The sequence below is a fragment of the Paenibacillus sp. GM2 genome, from assembly GCF_900069005.2.
Classification (GTDB): domain Bacteria; phylum Bacillota; class Bacilli; order Paenibacillales; family Paenibacillaceae; genus Fontibacillus.
In genome coordinates, this window is the sequence record NZ_LN831279.1 from 808,189 (window position 1) to 825,989 (window position 17,801).

The following is a 17,801-nucleotide window of genomic DNA, read 5'->3' on the forward strand; positions in this document are numbered from 1 at the left end:
CAATCAAGTGCTGTCAGCTTGAGACTGTGCGATTCAGTTCGCAAGTCTACTTATGGTTCATTTCCCAGATGAGAGAAATGGCCGATTAGCTGTTGGTTGTAGGCTGTTCTTCAGCAGGCAATTCTTCCGGCTTTGCTTCCGGAAAAACATAGCCTGTAGCTTCCTGAATATGTACAAGCTTGGCATTCAGTGTTTTGACTTGCTTCTGCAGGCGGTAGCCGCGGAAAATGCCGAAGGAACCAACGATTATGCCGCCGAGCAGCGTACAACCAAGGATAAGCAGAATTTTCGGCAGGCTTACCGTTCCAAACAGTAGGTTCACATCGACCATGTCCACATTAATTACAGCAAAGACAGCAGTAATCAACGCAAATATCAAAGCGAGAATAAGAGACCATTGGATTTTCATGAGGGAACACCTCCTTCTTATTGACAGTATAAAATCCCTCTCCCACAAGGGGCAAGGGATTTTTTGGCGATGTTATGTGAGGAGGGGCCAAACGGCTATTATTTCGTCAGCTCTTCCATTTGTTTGATAACATCTTCGAACACGCTCATCGCTTCGCGGATTGGCTGAGGAGACGACATGTCGACTCCGGCTTTGCTCAGAATGTTAATGGAGTAATCGCTGCCCCCGCTCTTCAGGAAGCCGAGATACTTATCGACCGCAGGCTTGCCTTCATCAAGAATTTTCTTGGAAAAGCTGGTAGCTGCGGAGAAGCCGGTCGCATATTTGTACACATAGAAGCTGGTGTAGAAATGCGGAATCCGTGCCCATTCCATCTCGATATCTTGATCGACCTTCATTTCATTGCCATGATATTTCACATTGAGATCGTAGTAGATGGACGACAATTCTTGCGGTGTCAATGACTCACCAGCCTCAGCACGCTCATGCACAATCTTCTCGAACTCGGCGAACATGGTCTGACGGAAGATCGTCGTACGGAACTGATCCGCATAATAGGTCAGCAGATAGAGCTTTTGCTTCGGATCGGTGGACTTCTTCAGCAAGTAATCCATCAGTAATGCTTCATTCGTCGTCGAAGCCACTTCGGCCAGGAAGATGGTGTACTGCGCATCCCGGTATTTCAGAGCTTCGTCTGAGAAATAGGAGTGTAGGGCATGACCCATCTCATGCGCCAGGGTGAACATGCTGTTCAGGTTGTCCTTGTGGTTAAGCAGAACATATGGATGTGTGCCGTAGGCGCCCCAACTATACGCGCCGGTCCGTTTGCCTTCGTTCTCATATACATCGATCCAGCGGTGCTCAAAGCCTTGGCGCAGCACTTGAAGGTATTCCTCGCCAAGCGGCTTCAACCCATCAAGAACGGTCTGCTTGGCCTCATCATAAGTGATATCCCATTTATATTCTTCGACTAGTGGAGCGAACAAATCGTACATATGCAGTTCATCCACGCCCAGCAGCTTCTTGCGCAGCTTCATGTAACGGTGCAGAAGCGGAAGGCTCTCATGGATGGTGTCGATAAGATTGGTGTAAACCTCTTTGGGAATATTGTCACCATGCAGATACATTTCCAGCACGGAAGGGTATTTGCGAACGCGGGAATAGAACATATTCTTGTTCACATTCGCACTAAGGGTAGCGGCAATCGTATTCTTTTGCTTGGCATAAGTCTCATAGACGGCCTTAAAGGCACGGCGGCGGACATCCCGGTTCGGGTTCTCCAAATATTGAATATAGCTGCCATGGGTAAGCGGAACTTCCTTGCCGTTCTCATCCTCGATGTTCGGGAATTTCATATCGGCGTTGTTGATCATGCCAAAAATGCTTTGCGGCGCCTGAGACAGATTGCCAACCTGAGCAAGCAGCGCTTCTTCAGTCTTGCTAAGAACATGGGCTTTCTCGCGTTTGATCTCTTGGAGCGTGAACTTATAGTCGGCCAGCTCAGGGCTATCGATTAGCGCATCTAGCTCCTTCTCAGGAAGGGACAGAATTTCAGGAGTGATGAAGGATAATGCCTCGCTCACCTCAACGCTTAATTTCTTGGCTTTTTGCAGCAGTGCCTGATATGTAGGATTGGTAGTGTCTTCATCGTGATGAAGATGAGCATACACGTATAGACGCTCAAGCTTGAGAGAAATGTCATCCTCGAGTACGAACACTTCCTTGATGACTTGCGGAGTGTTTAATTTGCCTTCGTATTCCGACGTCTTCTTCTTTAATTCCTTTAATTCATTGTAGGATGCGTCCCAGGACTGCTGGCCTGTGAACAGGTCATTAAGCTCCCAAGTATTGTTTGCCTCAACTGCGGATCGTTTTGGTAATGTGCTCATTGGTATCCTCCTCTGTTTTGGATGAGATGAAGTTGCAGATGCTGGTTGTTGAAAAGCGGTGTTAGCGAAAATTCCGGAGAACAGCAGGCAGCCGGATAGCAAGAGAGGAAGTATGGAATGTTGGTTCAAGTTGGGAGTACCCTCCTATTCAGAGGTAGTTCAAAAGAGTGCTGAAAATCGGGCTTTTTGAACATACACTGTTAATTTATAGGAGTTAGTATATCCTCACTTGGTGAGTTCTATTTGCCGGCAGCTATCCTTCGGAACTTTGAATCAACCCAGATTCCAAAAACTGTAAACGATTAAAATAAAGGCTGCCACGATCATGAATATAGAGGTGATGGCAAGTCCGCGTTTCAGTTTGGGCGGGATGGAATTTTTGTTTAAAATCACTACAAGCCCAAGACAGAATGCGCAAATAATGAAGATTAGATAAGTGCTCTCCATGAAAATACTCGCTTTCTACATATTTTAGAATCGCAGCCGCCAGTTGGGGGCCGCGATTGCATACCAGTTAAAAGTGTCTTCGGACAGGCCTTCTAGACGAGCTTGAAAGCGTCCATAATCTCTTTCCATTCCTCTTCCCGGTCTACGAAGTCCTCCTTCGGGAACCGGTCAGCAGCCCATTTCATGAGGGCGGGGCGGCTTAGAAATGTATGTGTTTCCTCGCCCCATTGGTCCGAAATCTCACGCAGAATAATATACTTGCCTTGCACCTCTACAGTCATCATATTCCATTTGTCGCGTTTGTATATTTGATGTTTTTTTATCATTATGACTCTCCGATCTGTACATCATTTGTGACGATAAATTGCTTATGATTTTTATCATCTTGAAGTGGAACATTTTTATGAAAATGATAACGTACTATATGAAGGAAAGCAAATAAAAAAGGGGCTTGTCCGGATAGAATTAAAAGATTTTTTAGCAAAATGACACGTTGCATTGTTTATGGGCATAGAGTATAATATGGTTATTCGTCAATGATGGCGATTATTTTTAGGAGGTTGTTCATTTGAAAGGTACAGTTAAATGGTTTAACGCAGAGAAAGGCTATGGCTTTATTCAAGTAGAAGGCGGCGAAGACGTATTCGTACATTTCTCCGCAATCCAAGGCGACGGATTCAAAACTTTGGACGAAGGCCAAGCCGTTGAGTTCGAAATCACTGAGGGCAACCGTGGTCCTCAAGCTGCTAACGTAATCAAATTATAAGATCTATTCCGTTTAACGGATCACTTATAAAGTTTGGTTCCAAGCGCGATAATGAAAGACACAGCTCTAATTAGGGCTGTGTTTTTTTGCGTTTGAAGCCTGGTGAAGATGCTGGCAATTTGCCTGCTTCCTTACAGCAGCAAGCGGCGCCTCGATATCGACACTTGTAACATGCCTCCGATGGCGAGGCGCCGGGTTTTGTGTATAATGCGCAGTTGCGCAGATAATCTCAAGTGGACTATGTTTCTAACCGAAACTACAGGGCGCTGTTGAGATGAAATCACGGGCACTTCAAGTTTAACGAAAACGTGGGCGTGATTGACTCAGACCCGGGCACTTCAAGTTTAACGAAACTACAGAGCGTTATTGGCCTAAAATCAAGGGCATTTTAAATCTAGCGAAACTACAGAACGTTATTTACTCAAAAAACAGGCTTTTGGTCGGTTTTTAGCCCAAATAGCGATACACAGTTTCGTTACAATTTTCAGGAGCTCTTTTTAGCTCGAATAGCGATACTACGTTTCGTTAGAGAACGGCGGGGTACGAAGGGGAGCAGGAAAATAGCTAAGCGAGTTGAATTCCCGGAAATTACTGGGGAAAGCCCAATGTCAGAAATACCAGCAGGAACAGAAGGACCGGGGATATCAGCAAGGTCGGCAGTAACGGCAGCAACGGCACATCAGCAGAACAGTAATATCGTCAAATCGGCAGTATCGGCAAGATCAGCAAACCCCCAATATCAGCGATCGGAATTTCGGCAACATCAGTAATATCAGGTAGACCCGGAATATCAGCAGCAACGGCTCATCAACAGAACGGTAATATCGTCGAATCGGCAGTATCGGCCAAATCAGCAAGATTCCCAATATCAGCGACCGGAATATCAGCAACATCAGTAATATCAGCTAGACTCGGAATATCGACAATACAGCAGTAACGGCAAAGTCCAGCAATACCAGCAACATAAGCAACATGGGCCAGCCCAACTGAACTGCACAAAACAATTGTTAAACCGATACAGAATAATGTACCGGATAATGTTTTTATATACATACAGTAACTTTTAAAATTGGCGACAAGCTGTTGTCACCAATGGTTTGATATATTTGGATGGAACGGGGGACAGGATCAGCGATGAAACGGATGGATCGAATGATGGCTATTGTGCTGGCGCTGCAGCATCAGACGGAAACGGCGCAATCGCTTGCCGATAAGCTGGAGGTGTCAAAGCGGACGATTCTGCGCGATGTACAGGCCTTGTCTGAGATCGGGGTCCCGATCTGCGCGGTGAGCGGTCCTGGCGGTGGATACCGCTTGATGGAAGGGTACAGACTGCCCCCGCTGCAGCTGGATACGGAGGAAGCGCTGGTCCTGCTGCTTGCTTTGAACGGGATGACGAAGTACAGCGACAGCTCGTTTCAACAAGCCAGATGGACAGTGAGGGACAAGATCCGTTCCGTATTGCCGGAGCATACTTTAGGACAAATTACTCCTTTGCTGGGGCATGTAGAAATGGAGGTGCCGGATCGGCGTTATAAAACGCCATATTTAAGCGAGCTGATGAAGTATGCGGCGGAAGGGCGATGGTTATTAACGCTGTATCGTTCGCAGAATCACAGTCGGCAACTGAATATTCGTCCGCTGCGAGTGTATGCAGCTCACGGGTTCTGGTACTGTGAAGCGTACTCTTCCCAGCATGGGGAAGTGCGTACCTTTCGGGTGGACCGCTTCGTAGAAGTGGAGGCCTCCAACATGCCGGAGTCTGAAGTGGAACAAGAGCTTGATTCGCTGAGTTCGTCTAAGGGGGCGGCAGTGCTTGAGCAGTCTGTACATATATATGCGAAGCTCACCTATCGCGGGGCGTTGTTGGCAGAGCAAGATCCTCATATGGGGCATCTGGTCAAGCAGACTGGGGATGAGGAATGGGAGGTTGCCTTTGATTGCCCGGCATCGGAATGGAACTGGGCGGTGGATTTTTTCTATTATATCGGGCTTGATGCCGAAGTGTTGGAGCCTATACGGCTTCAGGAAGAGCTCCGTGTGAGAGCGGAGCAGCTGGTACGAAAATATTCAGGCAATGACTGACTGCCGGGAAATCTCAAAGGAATAAAAGAAATAGAGGAGGCTGGTAATTTGAAAAATGAAAGCAGATCTGTATTGGAGCGCAGCAAGGATTTTATCTATAAAAATGCAAGATTGCTGGATCGGGTGCGGTTCGCGTATCATTTCGAAAATGGCTCCAAGGCGGATATATTGTGTGCTTTACAGGCTTATCAGAACGAGGATGGCGGCTTTGGGAACGCCCTGGAGCCGGATATGCGCTGTCCGCATAGTCAGCCTGTGACCACGGAGACAGCTCTGCTAATCATCCAGGAGGTCGGCGGGTTTGACAGCAATGTAATGCTGGACGGTATCCTGTCCTATTTGCAGGGAATAAGCCTATCTGGAGGCGGTCTGCCGCGGGCTACAATGGCTGTGAACGATTATCCGCATGCTCCTTGGTGGACAACAGAACAAGACGATATTCCGTCGCTAAATCCTACAGGAAGCATTATGGGCCTCCTGCTCGGACAATCCGCGCGCACTGCATTTCAAACAGAACGATGGTTCCAGGAGCATGTGAGCTTTATATGGCGCTGTCTGGAGGAATCTTCGGCAGGCCCCGGTGATTATCATGATGCAATGCAATGGATTTCCTTCCTGGAGACGGTACCAGGAGAGCGGGAGCGGACGGCAAAATACAAAGGAATCCTTGATGAGTGGTTAACCGGATCGAAAGGTATAGAGAAGAACGTCGATGCCGAAGGATACGTCCATAAGATTCTCGATTACGCGAAAACGCCGGACAGTTATGCTTACCGGCTTCTCCAGCCCGCTGATATCGAGCGGCATCTGGATTGGTTAATGGCCGATCAGCAAGCTGACGGGGGCTGGAATATCAACTTTCCGGCAGTCAGTCCGGCCGGCGAGCAGGAATGGCGCGGTTCGATAACCGTAGACCGATTAATCACGTTAAAGTCGTATGGGCGATTGGTGTAAAGCAATAAGACAAGGCAAGCTATCTAATAATTGTGCTGGACCGAGCATCGGGTATCGAGTATCGAGCTAAGCTGTGCTGAGGAGTAAGTAGGGAATCGACAGTTTTACATTCAGTTTTAAGCGGAAACGCTCGGTGCTTTCGTAGCCCGATGTCTGCGGTTACGGATTTTTGGGTGTCATCGGAACCGAACACCGGAGAGTGTAATCTCGGTAAACCGTGGATTATTTACGAATCACATCGATATTAGCCCGGGTGAACCAAGCGTATTTTCCCCCTATGCCCGGCTCATCTCCCTCAGGAAGATCTATAAAGTACGGATGATCTATCCCTTCAACAATCATGAATCCTAAAAAGCAGTCTGTTCTCCCACAGGGAGCGCAGGCTGCTTTTTTCAATGTAAAAGAGTTAACCCTTCTTTGAAGAGCCGATAGACTGATTTGCACGGATGGCGGCCGGATCGCGGTGAAGATAGCGGGTTGCAAATCCGACGCAAGCGATGAGAGCAAATGTCATGGCAATCAGGTAGAAGCGCTGGCGGCCGAACTGCTCAAATACGATTCCGCCCAAGGTGCCGCTGAGCAGACCGGAAGCGCTGGACCATGCAATTGTGAACAAGGCCATCCCGGTCGCCCGGTATTCATCGGGAATCAGGCGGGTAAGCATCCGAATCGCTGTAACATAGAAAATGCCAAAGGAGAAGCTATGCATGAATTGGATCGCGATAATCGCATAGGCCGATCCCGTTAGGCTGACGAGCAGGAATCGGGTTGCAAATACTAGACTGGCAAAAATAAGCAGCGGCAGCTCCTTAAATCGGTCACCATAAATGCTTAGAAACAGAAAGATCGGTATTTCCGAGCAGGATGAAGCGAGCTGAGCCCAGCCGATTAAATTTTCTCCGGCTCCCAGATCTTTCAGCGTAATAGTTAGGAAGGCATCGTTCATACGTGCCGAGATAGCCAGGCAGAAGACGCAGCCAAAGAACCATAGCAGCTCCTTCTGGCGCAGGATAGACCAGATTCCGGACATGTTCATTTTTGCCACGGGGCTGCTCTGATCCTGAATGAACAACGTAATAAGCAGTGCAATGCCAGCTATAGCCATAGTAACCCACATCGTCCTGGAGGCGCCGATTACCGATAGCACATACCCGATGACGAGAGCAAAGCAGGCGTAGCCGATAGAGCCGAAGATGCGAACGGTAATAAAGCTCTTGCCATGCTGCTTGGCAGCATTAATCGCAATCGTATCGGACAGTGGGAAGACAGGATAGAAGAAGAAATAGAACATCGTAATCATCAGCATAATCATAGAAAAAGAGGTTGAAATCGAAAGGATGTAAGACATGATGATTTGACCTATTAACAGAATGCACATGATTTTTTTGACGGTTCTATATTTATCACTGGCGATACTCCATAGGAGATTGGCTATGAGAGAAATCATGGGTCCCAGTGCGTACAAGACCCCGATTTGGCTGTTCGAAAATCCGAGCTTGGCATAGAAGAGCGGAAAATAGGTGCTGACCAGCACCATCGTTCCATATATGGTAAAGGAGAAAGCGCGCATCGATGACAGATTGGGCCGAGATAATGAAGACGATTCCATATAGTGATGACGACCTCGTTTCGGTGGTGTTATACAGCAGCCTGATGATGCCAGCCAAGTCTGCAATATAGTCAACGCTAGTATATCATAACCCGTCGGAAAAAGAGGGGAGATTATTATCTCCGTTCATTTTTAAAATAAATCGTTAACATGTAATATTAAGCAGGATATTCGGTTGGTCGGTTGGGTGCTGTCGGCTCTAAGACTGACTGAACAGAACATCGGCATATTCAGCAGAGACTGTGAAGGAGGATTGCTGCCGCTCAGGAAAGCCACGCACGTGGAAACAGCGGTCATACTTTACAGACTTATACAGCAGCCGTAACCTCATCCCGAACGAAATCACTGAATAGATAATAGGGTTCAACAGGAAGAGACGGCTTGGAGCGATCCAGCTGTCTTTTTTATGATATGTATTTTTTGAGCTTAGCTAAGAGAATGCTCAGGGGGAGCAGCTTGTACCCGCAACCGAAGTACAGGATTGACAAACCCAAATCATTGGTTAAATTTGATATTTGGATGTAAACGCTGTCTTTTGGCGCAAAAAAAACACATTCAGGTGTTGTCACCAGTCAGTGTCGAAAAGCACCGAGGCTTATGCGGCGCGGAATGAGAAGGCTCATAAACCACATATTTACGTTTGCCTCCCTCCTCGTTATCGTTAAATTCGTAAGCGCTAGCAATCCTGCAGGATTCGCAAACGACATCATGATGAGCAGCACTCGAAACGCATCTAAGAAATCATACTGAAAGGGGTGATCCTATGCAAAACACCAAAGCTGCTGTTTCAGGAGAGATTATGTTAAAGCCCGGGAAGAACGGCGCCGGCAAGAGCCTTTGGAAGAGAATCATCCAGAACTGGGAGCTGTACATCTTTATTGCGCCCGCATTTTTATACTTTCTTATTTTTTCATACGGGCCGATGTATGGCATTCAGATTGCGTTTAAAAACTTCATTCCTACCAAAGGCATTACGGGAAGTCCGTGGGTTGGATTCGATCATTTTGAACGATTCTTCCATTCATACTATTTTTGGGATTTGCTGTGGAACACACTGAGTATCAGCTTGTATGAACTGGCCGTCGGATTTCCAATCCCGATCATTTTGGCTTTAGCCTTTAATGAGATCAGAAACGGCTTTTTCAAAAAGCTGGCCCAGACGGTGACTTATGCGCCGCACTTCATTTCTGTCGTGGTAATGGCCGGGATGATTATTGCATTTCTGTCTCCGTCCACGGGGATTATCATCCATCTGATCGAAGGGCTCGGGCTGCAAGCGCCAGCTTTTCTGACGGATCCACGATGGTTCAAGACGATATATGTCCTGTCGGGCGTATGGCAGAGTACGGGCTGGGGAACAATCATTTACTTGGCAGCGCTGTCCGGCGTGGACCCCGGGCTCCATGAAGCAGCGATTATCGACGGAGCTTCGCGGTTTCAACGCATCCGTCACATTAATATACCAACATTGCTCCCAACGATGACCATTTTGCTTATTTTGAACATGGGAAGCTTGCTGGGGGTAGGCTTCGAGAAGATCCTGCTGCTGCAAAATCCGTTGAATATGACATCTTCGGACGTAATTTCCACCTTCGTGTACCGCTCCGGGCTCGTGGATGCGCAGTACAGCTTCTCAACAGCGATCGGCTTATTCAACTCGGTGATCAACTGCATACTGCTGATTACTGTGAATCAGATTGTACGCCGTACCAGCGAGAACAGTTTGTGGTAGGAGGAGGGGCATGAATGCTATCAGGTGTAAGAGAGACGAAAAGAGACAAAATATTTGTGGTCTGCAACTACTTATTTGTAATCTTTGCTTTTTTAATTGTGCTGTATCCTTTGGTCTATATGCTCAGCGCCTCAATCAGCGATCCGAAATTTGTTGCTTCCGGGGAGATGTGGCTGTGGCCTAGAGGAATTACTTTTGACGGTTATAAACGCGTATTCCAGAATTCGAGCATCTGGATCGGCTATAAAAATACCATCTTATATACTCTAGTGGGCACGACGATTAATCTGATTGTTACGCTGCCCGCCGCATACGCCTTAAGCCGCAAGGATTTTATCGGACGCAACTTCTTTATGGGGATGTTCATGGTCACCATGTTCTTCAGTGGAGGTTTGGTGCCTTCATACCTGCTGGTTAAACAGCTTGGCATGATCAATTCGATGTGGGCCATCCTTATCCCGGCATCCGCATCGATCTGGAATATTATTGTCTCACGGACCTTCTTCCAGAGCTCTATTCCCAAAGAGCTGCAGGATGCGGCTCAAGTTGACGGGTGTACGAATATGCGGCTGTTTCTGAAAATTATCCTGCCGTTATCGATGCCGATCGTAGCTGTTATGGCTCTGTTCTACGGTGTTGGTCACTGGAACAGCTATTTCTCGGCGATGATCTATCTGAATGATTCAGCGAAATATCCGCTTCAGCTTGTCTTGCGGCAGATCCTGGTGCTCCAGGAGATGTCTGCACAGGGCGGCGGAGTGATCGACTCTTCCACAGCTACAGCGATGAATACCAAGGCGGAGATTGCCGCTCTGGTTAAATATGCAGTCATCATTGTAGCTACGCTGCCCGTAATTGTTGTCTATCCATTCTTACAGCGTTATTTCGTTCAGGGGGTTATGATTGGCTCCGTCAAGGGCTGATCTTGGTAAATGAAATAATATTATAGAAGGAGCAATGACATAATGAAAAAAAATGCAAGGTTATCATCCATCATTCTTTGCCTCGCTTTATTTGCTGGTTTACTGGCGGCCTGTGGCGGTTCATCCAAAGATCCATCCAATGGCGCGTCCAATAATAAAACGGATTCGGCTAATCAAAATGCAACTGCTGCTAATGGAGTCAAAAAAGAGGGGTTCCCGATCGTGGATGAACCGCTCACGCTCTCATTGATGTCGCAGGATGCAGGGGTGGCCGATTGGAATAACATGCCTGTCCTGCAAGAGATGGAAAAGCTGACCGGAATCAAACTAACCTATCAGCTTGCGCCGATCGATAGCTTTGCGACCAAGAAGAATCTTGTGTTTGCCAGCGCAGACCTGCCGGATGTATTCTACGCTGCGGACCTTAAGCCAGCGGAGCAAGTCACCTATGGATCGCAAGGGGTACTTATTCCTCTGGAAAAATATATCGATGAAGGGTACGCGCCTAACATCAAGGCGATATTTGATGAGCATCCCGAGATTCGCAGATCGTTCACCACACCGGACGGGCATATCTACGCACTCCCTTATGTTGATTTGGCCGCAGTGTGGTACCGCAGCCCGATGTGGTATAACGGTAAATTTCTGGAAGCTCTCAATGTAACCGAGTTGCCGAAGACTACGGAAGAACTATATAACTACTTGAAGCGCGTTAAGGAAGAAGATCCTAACGGCAATGGAAAGAAGGATGAAATTCCGCTGACCTCTGTTAAACTGGATGATTTGCGCATGTATTTCCTCGGTTTCTGGGGGATGTATGATGAGAAAATCTATAACGATGATAACGGCAAGGTTCACTATTCACCGCAGGAAGAAGGCTACAAGGGCTATTTAACGTTCCTGAACCGTCTCTGGAATGAAGAACTGCTGGATCATGAGACATTCTCCCAAACGCCGGATCAGAAGAAAGCCAAGGGAGTGAACAATCAGATAGCGGTGTTCAATGATTATTTCCCTTACTTTACGCTCGGCGGAGAGCCTAGCGGCGATAACCCGTTGATGACTCCGGTGAAGAGCGAGATCGAAGGTTCGCCGGTATACGGCAAGCACCCGGGGATTTCTACCAACGGTACGTTTGCAATTACGAGCAAGAACCCGAATCCGGAAGCCACGATGCGCTGGATCGATTACCAATACAGCTATGAAGGTGCTACCTTGTTCTCTCAAGGCCCTGAGGATCTGCTGTGGAAATATACAAACAAGGATACACATGAGAAAGAATGGCTGCCTGTTCCAGGAGGCAAGGATCGCGAGGAATACCGCGGCACGCTGACTCCAAACTTTGGCATTCTGACGCCGGGGATGAACTCAAGTGAGTTGACAAAAGGATTAAAGAGCGATTTTGATACCTGGATTGATAATGAAAATGCCGAGAAGCTGGTTCCGATCGGCAGAGCCCCGTTCCCTAACGTATATTTGACGAATGAGGAGCAGAGCGAAGCGACCGCCTTGTTCTCTGATCTGGATACGTACGTACAGCAGATGGAGGCGAAGTTCGTAACAGGGCAGGAGCCGCTGTCCAACTGGGATAAGTATGTGCAACAAATCAAGAAGATGGGCGCAGACCGCATCGTTGAATTGTATCAGGCTGCCTATGACCGTTAATCGGTGCGAAAAACCGCTTAATCAATAACAAAGAGTATATGGAGCAGGACGGAATTGGCAGCTAAAAAACATGAAAGCCAACATATCCCGGTGTAATAACCGGATGTTGGCTTTCACCATTATTTGGCGTCTAATTCGGGCTCCGGCGGAAGATCCTCAAGATCTGAAAACAGTTTGCGGTATTGGCCCGGTGTGTAGCCTGTCTCTTTTTTAAACTTGCGGATGAAGTTCGGCGAATCAAGGTAACCGACCCTTTGAATTATACTTTTGATCGGATCATTGGTCATCTTGAGCTGATATTTTACTTCTTCAATCCTTTTTTGCCACACATATTGGATAAAGTTGAGTCCGACCTTCTCTTTGAAGGTGCGGCTGGCATGCGAAGGTGAAATGCCGAATTCAAAGGCGACCGTCTCCAGGCTCAGGGTATTGTCCATATAATGCTGATCAATATAGGCAACGATGCGGTCCATGATCGACTGCTCTTCCTTATGATGCTTCTGCTCGACCTGTTGGCAGATCTCTGAAGCGAGTTCCAGCAGACCGTCCTCGAGCTCGCCCAAGGAGTTGCTGTACAGCAGATTAGGTGCAAGCTCCTGCATCAGGTTGTAGTGATAACCCGGTTCAGTAGCTGTTCTAAGGATTGTATTCAGCAGATCAAAGCAGATGCAGCGGATATACAATGCCGAGAGCCCGGATGATTGCAGGCTGGCGAAGGAAGAGCGGATGATTTGCGACGCAACATCATAGCTGCCTTGCTTGAGGCTCTGCGATAGCTTGAGCAGATTGTTGCTCGGAATCCAGAACGTATGATCTGGCGTATCGGATAGTTTATCGAAATAGTTAACCGAGCCGCGATCGGTGGACACCCGCATTTCAAAGGCCGAGCAAGCTTCAATATAGGACTGATTCAGCTGGTCCGGACCGGAATAAGAGGTGCCGACCCCGATTGTTGGAACGATATCGAAGCTGTCCAGCAGGTTGCTGCGTACCGCCTCGCTGATCAGTCGTATATGGGCGAACTCGGCGGACTCATCGTCAAGATCGAAATTGATGATCAGACCGATCTGATCCATCCGTGACAGTTCAACGCCATATCCGTGGGCAGCCAGTTCCGGGAATTCAATTTGTGTCAGCAGTCCGATCATTTCCTGATGCTCCTGTATGCCGTTTTGCTCGTCTTCATCCCAGCCGATCACCATTACGAAGAAATGGGAGCGGTTGAATTCAAGATCAAAAGCCTCGCGCAGCTCTGGGGTAAGGCTTTGAGCGCTTCCATATTTGAGCAGCATCGACAGAAAATGATGGCGGGCGAAAGGTTCCTGCAGATCAACTCTAGAACTGTATTCCTGCAAGGCCGTGCGGATTCGATCCAGCTCGTTGCCAAAGCTGCTGTTGCCCAAGGTGGAACTGGAATTGGCGGCGGCAAAATGGGCCAGCACTGAGATGGGCTGATACTGCATTCTGGCCAGGACGAGTGCGATCGCTATGCCAACGATAACAACGATGGAGAAGAGCATGCCCATGAAGCTGCGCACATGCAGGACACTGCTGAAGAATTGGGAGCTTGGCATGATCGTTACATAGGTCCATCCGTTGGCTTCGGATTTGACGGATACAATCGAATGGGCTTGGCCGTTGACGATGCGGTCCTCAATCCCAGGTGTCAGATCGCTAAGCAGCGCCCTTGTATCAGAGTTGGTCAGGTCTTCTCCTTGACGGTTATTGACGAGAATATTTCCTTCATTATCAAGAATGTATGTTTGGCCTTTGTAGCTTCCCAGGATCGAGTCTACCAGGCTGGTCAGTTCGGATTCATTGATTAAATACATGACTGTGGCATGCGGAGTAGGACTGTTAGGCGTAATTGGGATTAAATAAGCCAGCATCGATTTCTCCATCCCGTTGGGATTGCTGACGATGTCGGCCGGCCGGATCGTTGGATATTTAGTCATATTCAGGTCATAAAAGAGGGTCGTCTCATCCCAGCTTGTGAAACGGAGGTTGTCGGTGAATACATTCAGGTCATTCAAGCCTTTGCTGGAGTATATTTTATCATCCTTGTGAAAATACAAATATATTTCTCCGATGATAGAGCTCGTTGCTTTGTATTGATCAAGGGCCTGAATGGATTCACGGCTGGTGACCGGATCATGAACCTGATAGTTGGTAAGTCTTCTGTCATAAGAGATGCGGGTAGCAATTTCGCCCAGTTCTTTCATCCGGCCATCGATAACTACATTGGCTTGAGTTAATTGGGCAAGGCGGGATTGTTCGATTTCCATGCGCAGACTGGTGACCGCATTTCTATAAATCAGTACGGTCATAAATATTAAGGGAATCAGCAGTATGAACAAATAAGACCAGATGTACTTCAGAAATAGCTTGGATTTAAAATAGTTGACTCTCAAGGATTCCGCCCCCTAATAGCTGATCACTCACTATGTCTCTGTATTGATAACAATGATACCAACAAATTCTTTATTTGGACATAGAGGAGGTTACAAAAACAACAGCCTTAGCGGCGGCGGACCTGGATGGCATAGCACTAAAAGTAGAAGGACGGAGGAATAACATGAGTGATAACAAAGGGTCAGCAGATGAATTCGAATCCGTTGTAGAACAAGGAGTTCATAACTACAGCAGCGAAGCAAGCTGGGTGAAGCCTGAGGACCCGCTGCTGCTTGAACGTCTGGAGTGGTTCAAGGATCAGAAGCTTGGCCTGATGATGCATTGGGGTCCTTATTCCCAGCTTGGTCTGGTAGAATCCTGGGCGCTGAGCGATGAGGATCAGGAATGGTCGCGCAATGAGATTGACTGGGATTTTGATGCAGAAGAGCTTAAGCGGGAGTATTTCGCCTTGAACAAGACGTTTAATCCGCTGCGATTTCAGCCTGAACAGTGGGCGAGCCTCGCTGCTGATAACGGATTCAAATATTTGAATTTTACGACGAAGCATCATGACGGGTTCTGTATGTGGGATACGCGTACGACCGGATACCGTATTACAGGTCCGGATTGTCCGTTCCATACTCATAAGTATGCCGATATTACGAAGCAACTGTTTAATGCCTTCCGCGCTAGAGGGCTAGGCATCTCCGCTTATTTCTCCAAAGCGGATTGGCATACGCCGTATTACTGGGCGCCAGGTATACGCCCGGGAACGACCACATCGCGCGGTCCAACCTACGATCCGAAGGAATATCCGTGGTTGTGGGAACAGTTTGTCCGGTTCACGCATGAGCAAATTATGGAGCTGGTGACGAATTACGGTCGAATAGACGTGTTATGGCTTGATGCCGGATGGGTGAATGATTACCGCGATCAGAATATCCGTTTGGGCGAGGTCGTGGAGAAGGCGCGGCAGATTCAACCGTGGCTGCTATCCGCGGATCGCACGGTGGGAGGTCCTTATGAGAATCTGATTACACCGGAGCAGACCCTGCCGGAACAAGCGCTTCATGTACCTTGGGAGAGCTGCATCACGATGGGGTCGGCCTTCTCATTCCGCTATGAAGATCATTATAAATCGGTGCGAGAGTTGATCCATCTGCTGGTAGAGATCGTGGCCAAAGGCGGCAATTTGGCTCTAAATGTCGGCCCTCAGCCGGATGGAAGGATATCGAAAACGGCGATTTCCCGTATTCGGGGAATGGGGGACTGGCTGAAGGTATACGGTGAAGCGATTTATGGAACGCGCATTTGTGAGCCTTATTCGATCGGGAACCTTCAGTTTACGCAAAAGGCAGATCAAGTGTATGCCTTCCACCTGTACAAGGATGAAGCGGCGGCGGTACCGCAGGAGATTGTGCTTCCGCTGCGTAAAGAGGTCAACCGGATCGACTTGCTGGGCAGCTGTGACAAGCTGGAGTTCCGCCGTACTGAGCAGGGTGTCGCGGTCCGTCTGCCGGATGCGGAGGCAGGCGGCAAGGCCCCGATCGCCCATGTTTTTCGGATTCAATAATAGAAACCGGATGGATGTTCATAAATTTGATAATGGAATGAATCGGAAGGGTGATGACCTAATGCAGCAATGGTTTGAGGATGCTAAGCTGGGCATTTTTATCCACTATGGCATTTACGCGGTAGAGGGTGTAGCGGAATCATGGTCTTTTTATAACGGGAGAATATCGTATGAGCAATATATGAAGCAGTTGGGGGGCTTCACCGCCTCGCGTTTTAATGCTGAGGAGTGGGTGGATCTGATTGAGAAGTCCGGCGCCAAATATGCCGTATTAACGACCAAGCATCATGACGGGGTAGCGCTGTTCGATACGCAATATAGCGATCTGAATGTGGTGAAGCGCACACCGGCGGGGCGCGACTTGATCAAGGAGTATGCGGAGGCGATGCATAAGAAGGGGCTGCGGGTCGGAATGTACTATTCGCTGATCGACTGGTCGCATCCGGATTATCCAAGCGTATATGAAGGCGGCAAGATGCCGGAGGATTTGAGCAAGGTCAATCGCTTCTCCAGCCCGCTGGACGGTGTGCAGGATGCAGAGAAATGGCAGAAGTTCCTCGAATTTAATAATAATCAGCTCAAAGAAATATTAACGAATTATGGAAAGGTGGATTTGCTCTGGTTCGATGGGGACTGGGAACGTAGCGCCGCGCAGTGGAACCTGCCGGAATTCAAGCATTATCTGAAGTCCTTTAACCCGGATTTGATCATCAATTCACGGCTTCAAGGCCACGGCGATTATAAGACACCGGAGCAGGGACTGCCGATCACGAGACCCGAAGGGCCATGGGAGTTTTGCACGACGATCAACAGCTCCTGGGGGTATGTGCCGACAGACAATAACTATAAGACATTGAGCCAGATTATTCGCATGTTCTGCGATTGCATCTCCATGGGCGGAAATATGCTGCTGGATATTGGTCCTCGAGAGGATGGGACGATCGACCAGAGACAGGTGGATGTATTGCTTGGCCTTGGCGAATGGATACGCACGCATGAGGAGGCGGTCTATGGTACCGTAGAAGGCATTATGACGCGATATTACCTGGGAGGGAGCACGTTGTCCAAGGACAGGAAGACGTTGTACCTGTTTGTGTACGATGAGCCGAGGGAAAATGTATGCTTGAAGGGGCTGTGCAACAAGATCAGGAAAATTACGGTGCTCCATTCGGGAAAAGAGCTGACGCATGACATTCATGGCGGTGTGCCTTGGTTCAACATCCCGGGAACGACCTGGATTCATCTGACGCCGGAGGATACCCATGAGCAGGTAACTGTGCTGAAGCTGGAATTTGATGAGGCAATTGAAATGTACGGGGGCTCCGGAGCTGTCGTTACACATAACTGAGGAGGGAATA

Annotated in this window: 15 protein-coding genes; 9 read left to right on the forward strand and 6 right to left on the reverse strand. The window is 48.2% G+C overall.

Translation table 11 applies throughout. The annotated features are described in order from the left end of the window. Positions 1 to 85: 85 nt before the first annotated feature. The 3 genes from BN1360_RS13520 to BN1360_RS13530 all read right to left on the reverse strand — a co-directional run bounded on the left by BN1360_RS13520 (position 86) and on the right by BN1360_RS13530 (position 3,071). A complete protein-coding gene (locus BN1360_RS13520; protein WP_068780382.1) occupies positions 86 to 409 on the reverse strand; it encodes a LapA family protein in 324 nt (107 codons plus the stop codon). A 98-nt stretch (positions 410 to 507) separates the two neighbouring features. Then, entirely contained in the window at positions 508 to 2,298 is a 1,791-nt protein-coding gene (gene pepF, locus BN1360_RS13525) for an oligoendopeptidase F (RefSeq protein ID WP_068780383.1), read from the reverse strand. Positions 2,299 to 2,837: 539 nt separating this feature from the next. After that, entirely contained in the window at positions 2,838 to 3,071 is a 234-nt protein-coding gene (locus BN1360_RS13530) for a hypothetical protein (protein ID WP_068780384.1), read from the reverse strand. Positions 3,072 to 3,313: 242 nt separating this feature from the next. Here BN1360_RS13530 and BN1360_RS13535 point away from each other — a divergent pair, with 242 nt between their 5' ends. Together BN1360_RS13535 and BN1360_RS13540 are read left to right on the forward strand one after the other, a co-directional pair. Beyond that, the gene (locus tag BN1360_RS13535; RefSeq protein WP_068780385.1) at positions 3,314 to 3,511 is read left to right on the forward strand and encodes a cold shock domain-containing protein; all 198 of its coding nucleotides are present in this window, start codon (positions 3,314 to 3,316) and stop codon (positions 3,509 to 3,511) included. 605 nt (positions 3,512 to 4,116) lie between these two features. Next, the gene (locus tag BN1360_RS13540; protein ID WP_157259349.1) at positions 4,117 to 4,281 is read left to right on the forward strand and encodes a hypothetical protein; all 165 of its coding nucleotides are present in this window, start codon (positions 4,117 to 4,119) and stop codon (positions 4,279 to 4,281) included. Between the two features lie 37 nt (positions 4,282 to 4,318). Here BN1360_RS13540 and BN1360_RS13545 read toward each other — a convergent pair whose 3' ends face one another. Beyond that, positions 4,319 to 4,564, reverse strand: coding sequence for a hypothetical protein (locus tag BN1360_RS13545; protein ID WP_148466576.1), 246 nt, complete (start codon positions 4,562 to 4,564; stop codon positions 4,319 to 4,321). Between the two features lie 81 nt (positions 4,565 to 4,645). Here BN1360_RS13545 and BN1360_RS13550 point away from each other — a divergent pair, with 81 nt between their 5' ends. Next, on the forward strand, positions 4,646 to 5,596 hold the full coding sequence (locus BN1360_RS13550; protein WP_068780386.1) for a helix-turn-helix transcriptional regulator: 951 nt from the start codon (positions 4,646 to 4,648) through the stop codon (positions 5,594 to 5,596). A 48-nt stretch (positions 5,597 to 5,644) separates the two neighbouring features. Continuing rightward, positions 5,645 to 6,550, forward strand: coding sequence for a hypothetical protein (locus tag BN1360_RS13555; protein ID WP_229520999.1), 906 nt, complete (start codon positions 5,645 to 5,647; stop codon positions 6,548 to 6,550). 406 nt (positions 6,551 to 6,956) lie between these two features. On the opposite strand, the gene BN1360_RS13560 is transcribed toward BN1360_RS13555, so the two are convergent. Further along, positions 6,957 to 8,159, reverse strand: coding sequence for an MFS transporter (locus BN1360_RS13560; RefSeq protein ID WP_068780388.1), 1,203 nt, complete (start codon positions 8,157 to 8,159; stop codon positions 6,957 to 6,959). 763 nt (positions 8,160 to 8,922) lie between these two features. Here BN1360_RS13560 and BN1360_RS13565 point away from each other — a divergent pair. From BN1360_RS13565 to BN1360_RS13575, 3 genes are read left to right on the forward strand one after another with little or no spacing between them, the layout of a single operon-like run. After that, positions 8,923 to 9,891, forward strand: a complete 969-nt coding sequence (locus tag BN1360_RS13565; protein ID WP_068780389.1) for an ABC transporter permease — start codon at positions 8,923 to 8,925, stop codon at positions 9,889 to 9,891. 14 nt (positions 9,892 to 9,905) lie between these two features. After that, a complete protein-coding gene (locus BN1360_RS13570) occupies positions 9,906 to 10,814 on the forward strand; it encodes a carbohydrate ABC transporter permease (protein ID WP_068780390.1) in 909 nt (302 codons plus the stop codon). Between the two features lie 42 nt (positions 10,815 to 10,856). Beyond that, positions 10,857 to 12,479: an extracellular solute-binding protein gene (locus BN1360_RS13575; RefSeq protein WP_068780391.1), complete on the forward strand. Its 1,623-nt coding sequence runs from the start codon at positions 10,857 to 10,859 to the stop codon at positions 12,477 to 12,479. Between the two features lie 119 nt (positions 12,480 to 12,598). Here the strand turns inward: BN1360_RS13575 and BN1360_RS13580 are convergent, their stop codons facing one another. Beyond that, on the reverse strand, positions 12,599 to 14,890 hold the full coding sequence (locus BN1360_RS13580; RefSeq protein WP_068780392.1) for a helix-turn-helix domain-containing protein: 2,292 nt from the start codon (positions 14,888 to 14,890) through the stop codon (positions 12,599 to 12,601). Positions 14,891 to 15,054: 164 nt separating this feature from the next. On the opposite strand from BN1360_RS13580, the gene BN1360_RS13585 reads away from it, so the two are divergent. Together BN1360_RS13585 and BN1360_RS13590 are read left to right on the forward strand one after the other, a co-directional pair. Beyond that, the gene (locus BN1360_RS13585; protein ID WP_068780393.1) at positions 15,055 to 16,443 is read left to right on the forward strand and encodes an alpha-L-fucosidase; all 1,389 of its coding nucleotides are present in this window, start codon (positions 15,055 to 15,057) and stop codon (positions 16,441 to 16,443) included. Between the two features lie 61 nt (positions 16,444 to 16,504). Continuing rightward, entirely contained in the window at positions 16,505 to 17,791 is a 1,287-nt protein-coding gene (locus BN1360_RS13590; RefSeq protein ID WP_068780507.1) for an alpha-L-fucosidase, read from the forward strand. The last annotated feature ends 10 nt before the right edge of the window (positions 17,792 to 17,801 follow it).

Coding starts and splice junctions, on each gene's coding strand:
- BN1360_RS13520 (WP_068780382.1), bottom strand. CDS start 409: ATGAAAATCCAATGGTCTCTTATTCTCGCTTTGATATTTGCGTTGATT.
- pepF (WP_068780383.1), bottom strand. CDS start 2,298: ATGAGCACATTACCAAAACGATCCGCAGTTGAGGCAAACAATACTTGG.
- BN1360_RS13530 (WP_068780384.1), bottom strand. CDS start 3,071: ATGATAAAAAAACATCAAATATACAAACGCGACAAATGGAATATGATG.
- BN1360_RS13540 (WP_157259349.1), top strand. CDS start 4,117: ATGTCAGAAATACCAGCAGGAACAGAAGGACCGGGGATATCAGCAAGG.
- BN1360_RS13545 (WP_148466576.1), bottom strand. CDS start 4,564: ATGTATATAAAAACATTATCCGGTACATTATTCTGTATCGGTTTAACA.
- BN1360_RS13550 (WP_068780386.1), top strand. CDS start 4,646: ATGAAACGGATGGATCGAATGATGGCTATTGTGCTGGCGCTGCAGCAT.
- BN1360_RS13560 (WP_068780388.1), bottom strand. CDS start 8,159: ATGGAATCGTCTTCATTATCTCGGCCCAATCTGTCATCGATGCGCGCT.
- BN1360_RS13565 (WP_068780389.1), top strand. CDS start 8,923: ATGCAAAACACCAAAGCTGCTGTTTCAGGAGAGATTATGTTAAAGCCC.
- BN1360_RS13570 (WP_068780390.1), top strand. CDS start 9,906: ATGCTATCAGGTGTAAGAGAGACGAAAAGAGACAAAATATTTGTGGTC.
- BN1360_RS13575 (WP_068780391.1), top strand. CDS start 10,857: ATGAAAAAAAATGCAAGGTTATCATCCATCATTCTTTGCCTCGCTTTA.
- BN1360_RS13585 (WP_068780393.1), top strand. CDS start 15,055: ATGAGTGATAACAAAGGGTCAGCAGATGAATTCGAATCCGTTGTAGAA.
- BN1360_RS13590 (WP_068780507.1), top strand. CDS start 16,505: ATGCAGCAATGGTTTGAGGATGCTAAGCTGGGCATTTTTATCCACTAT.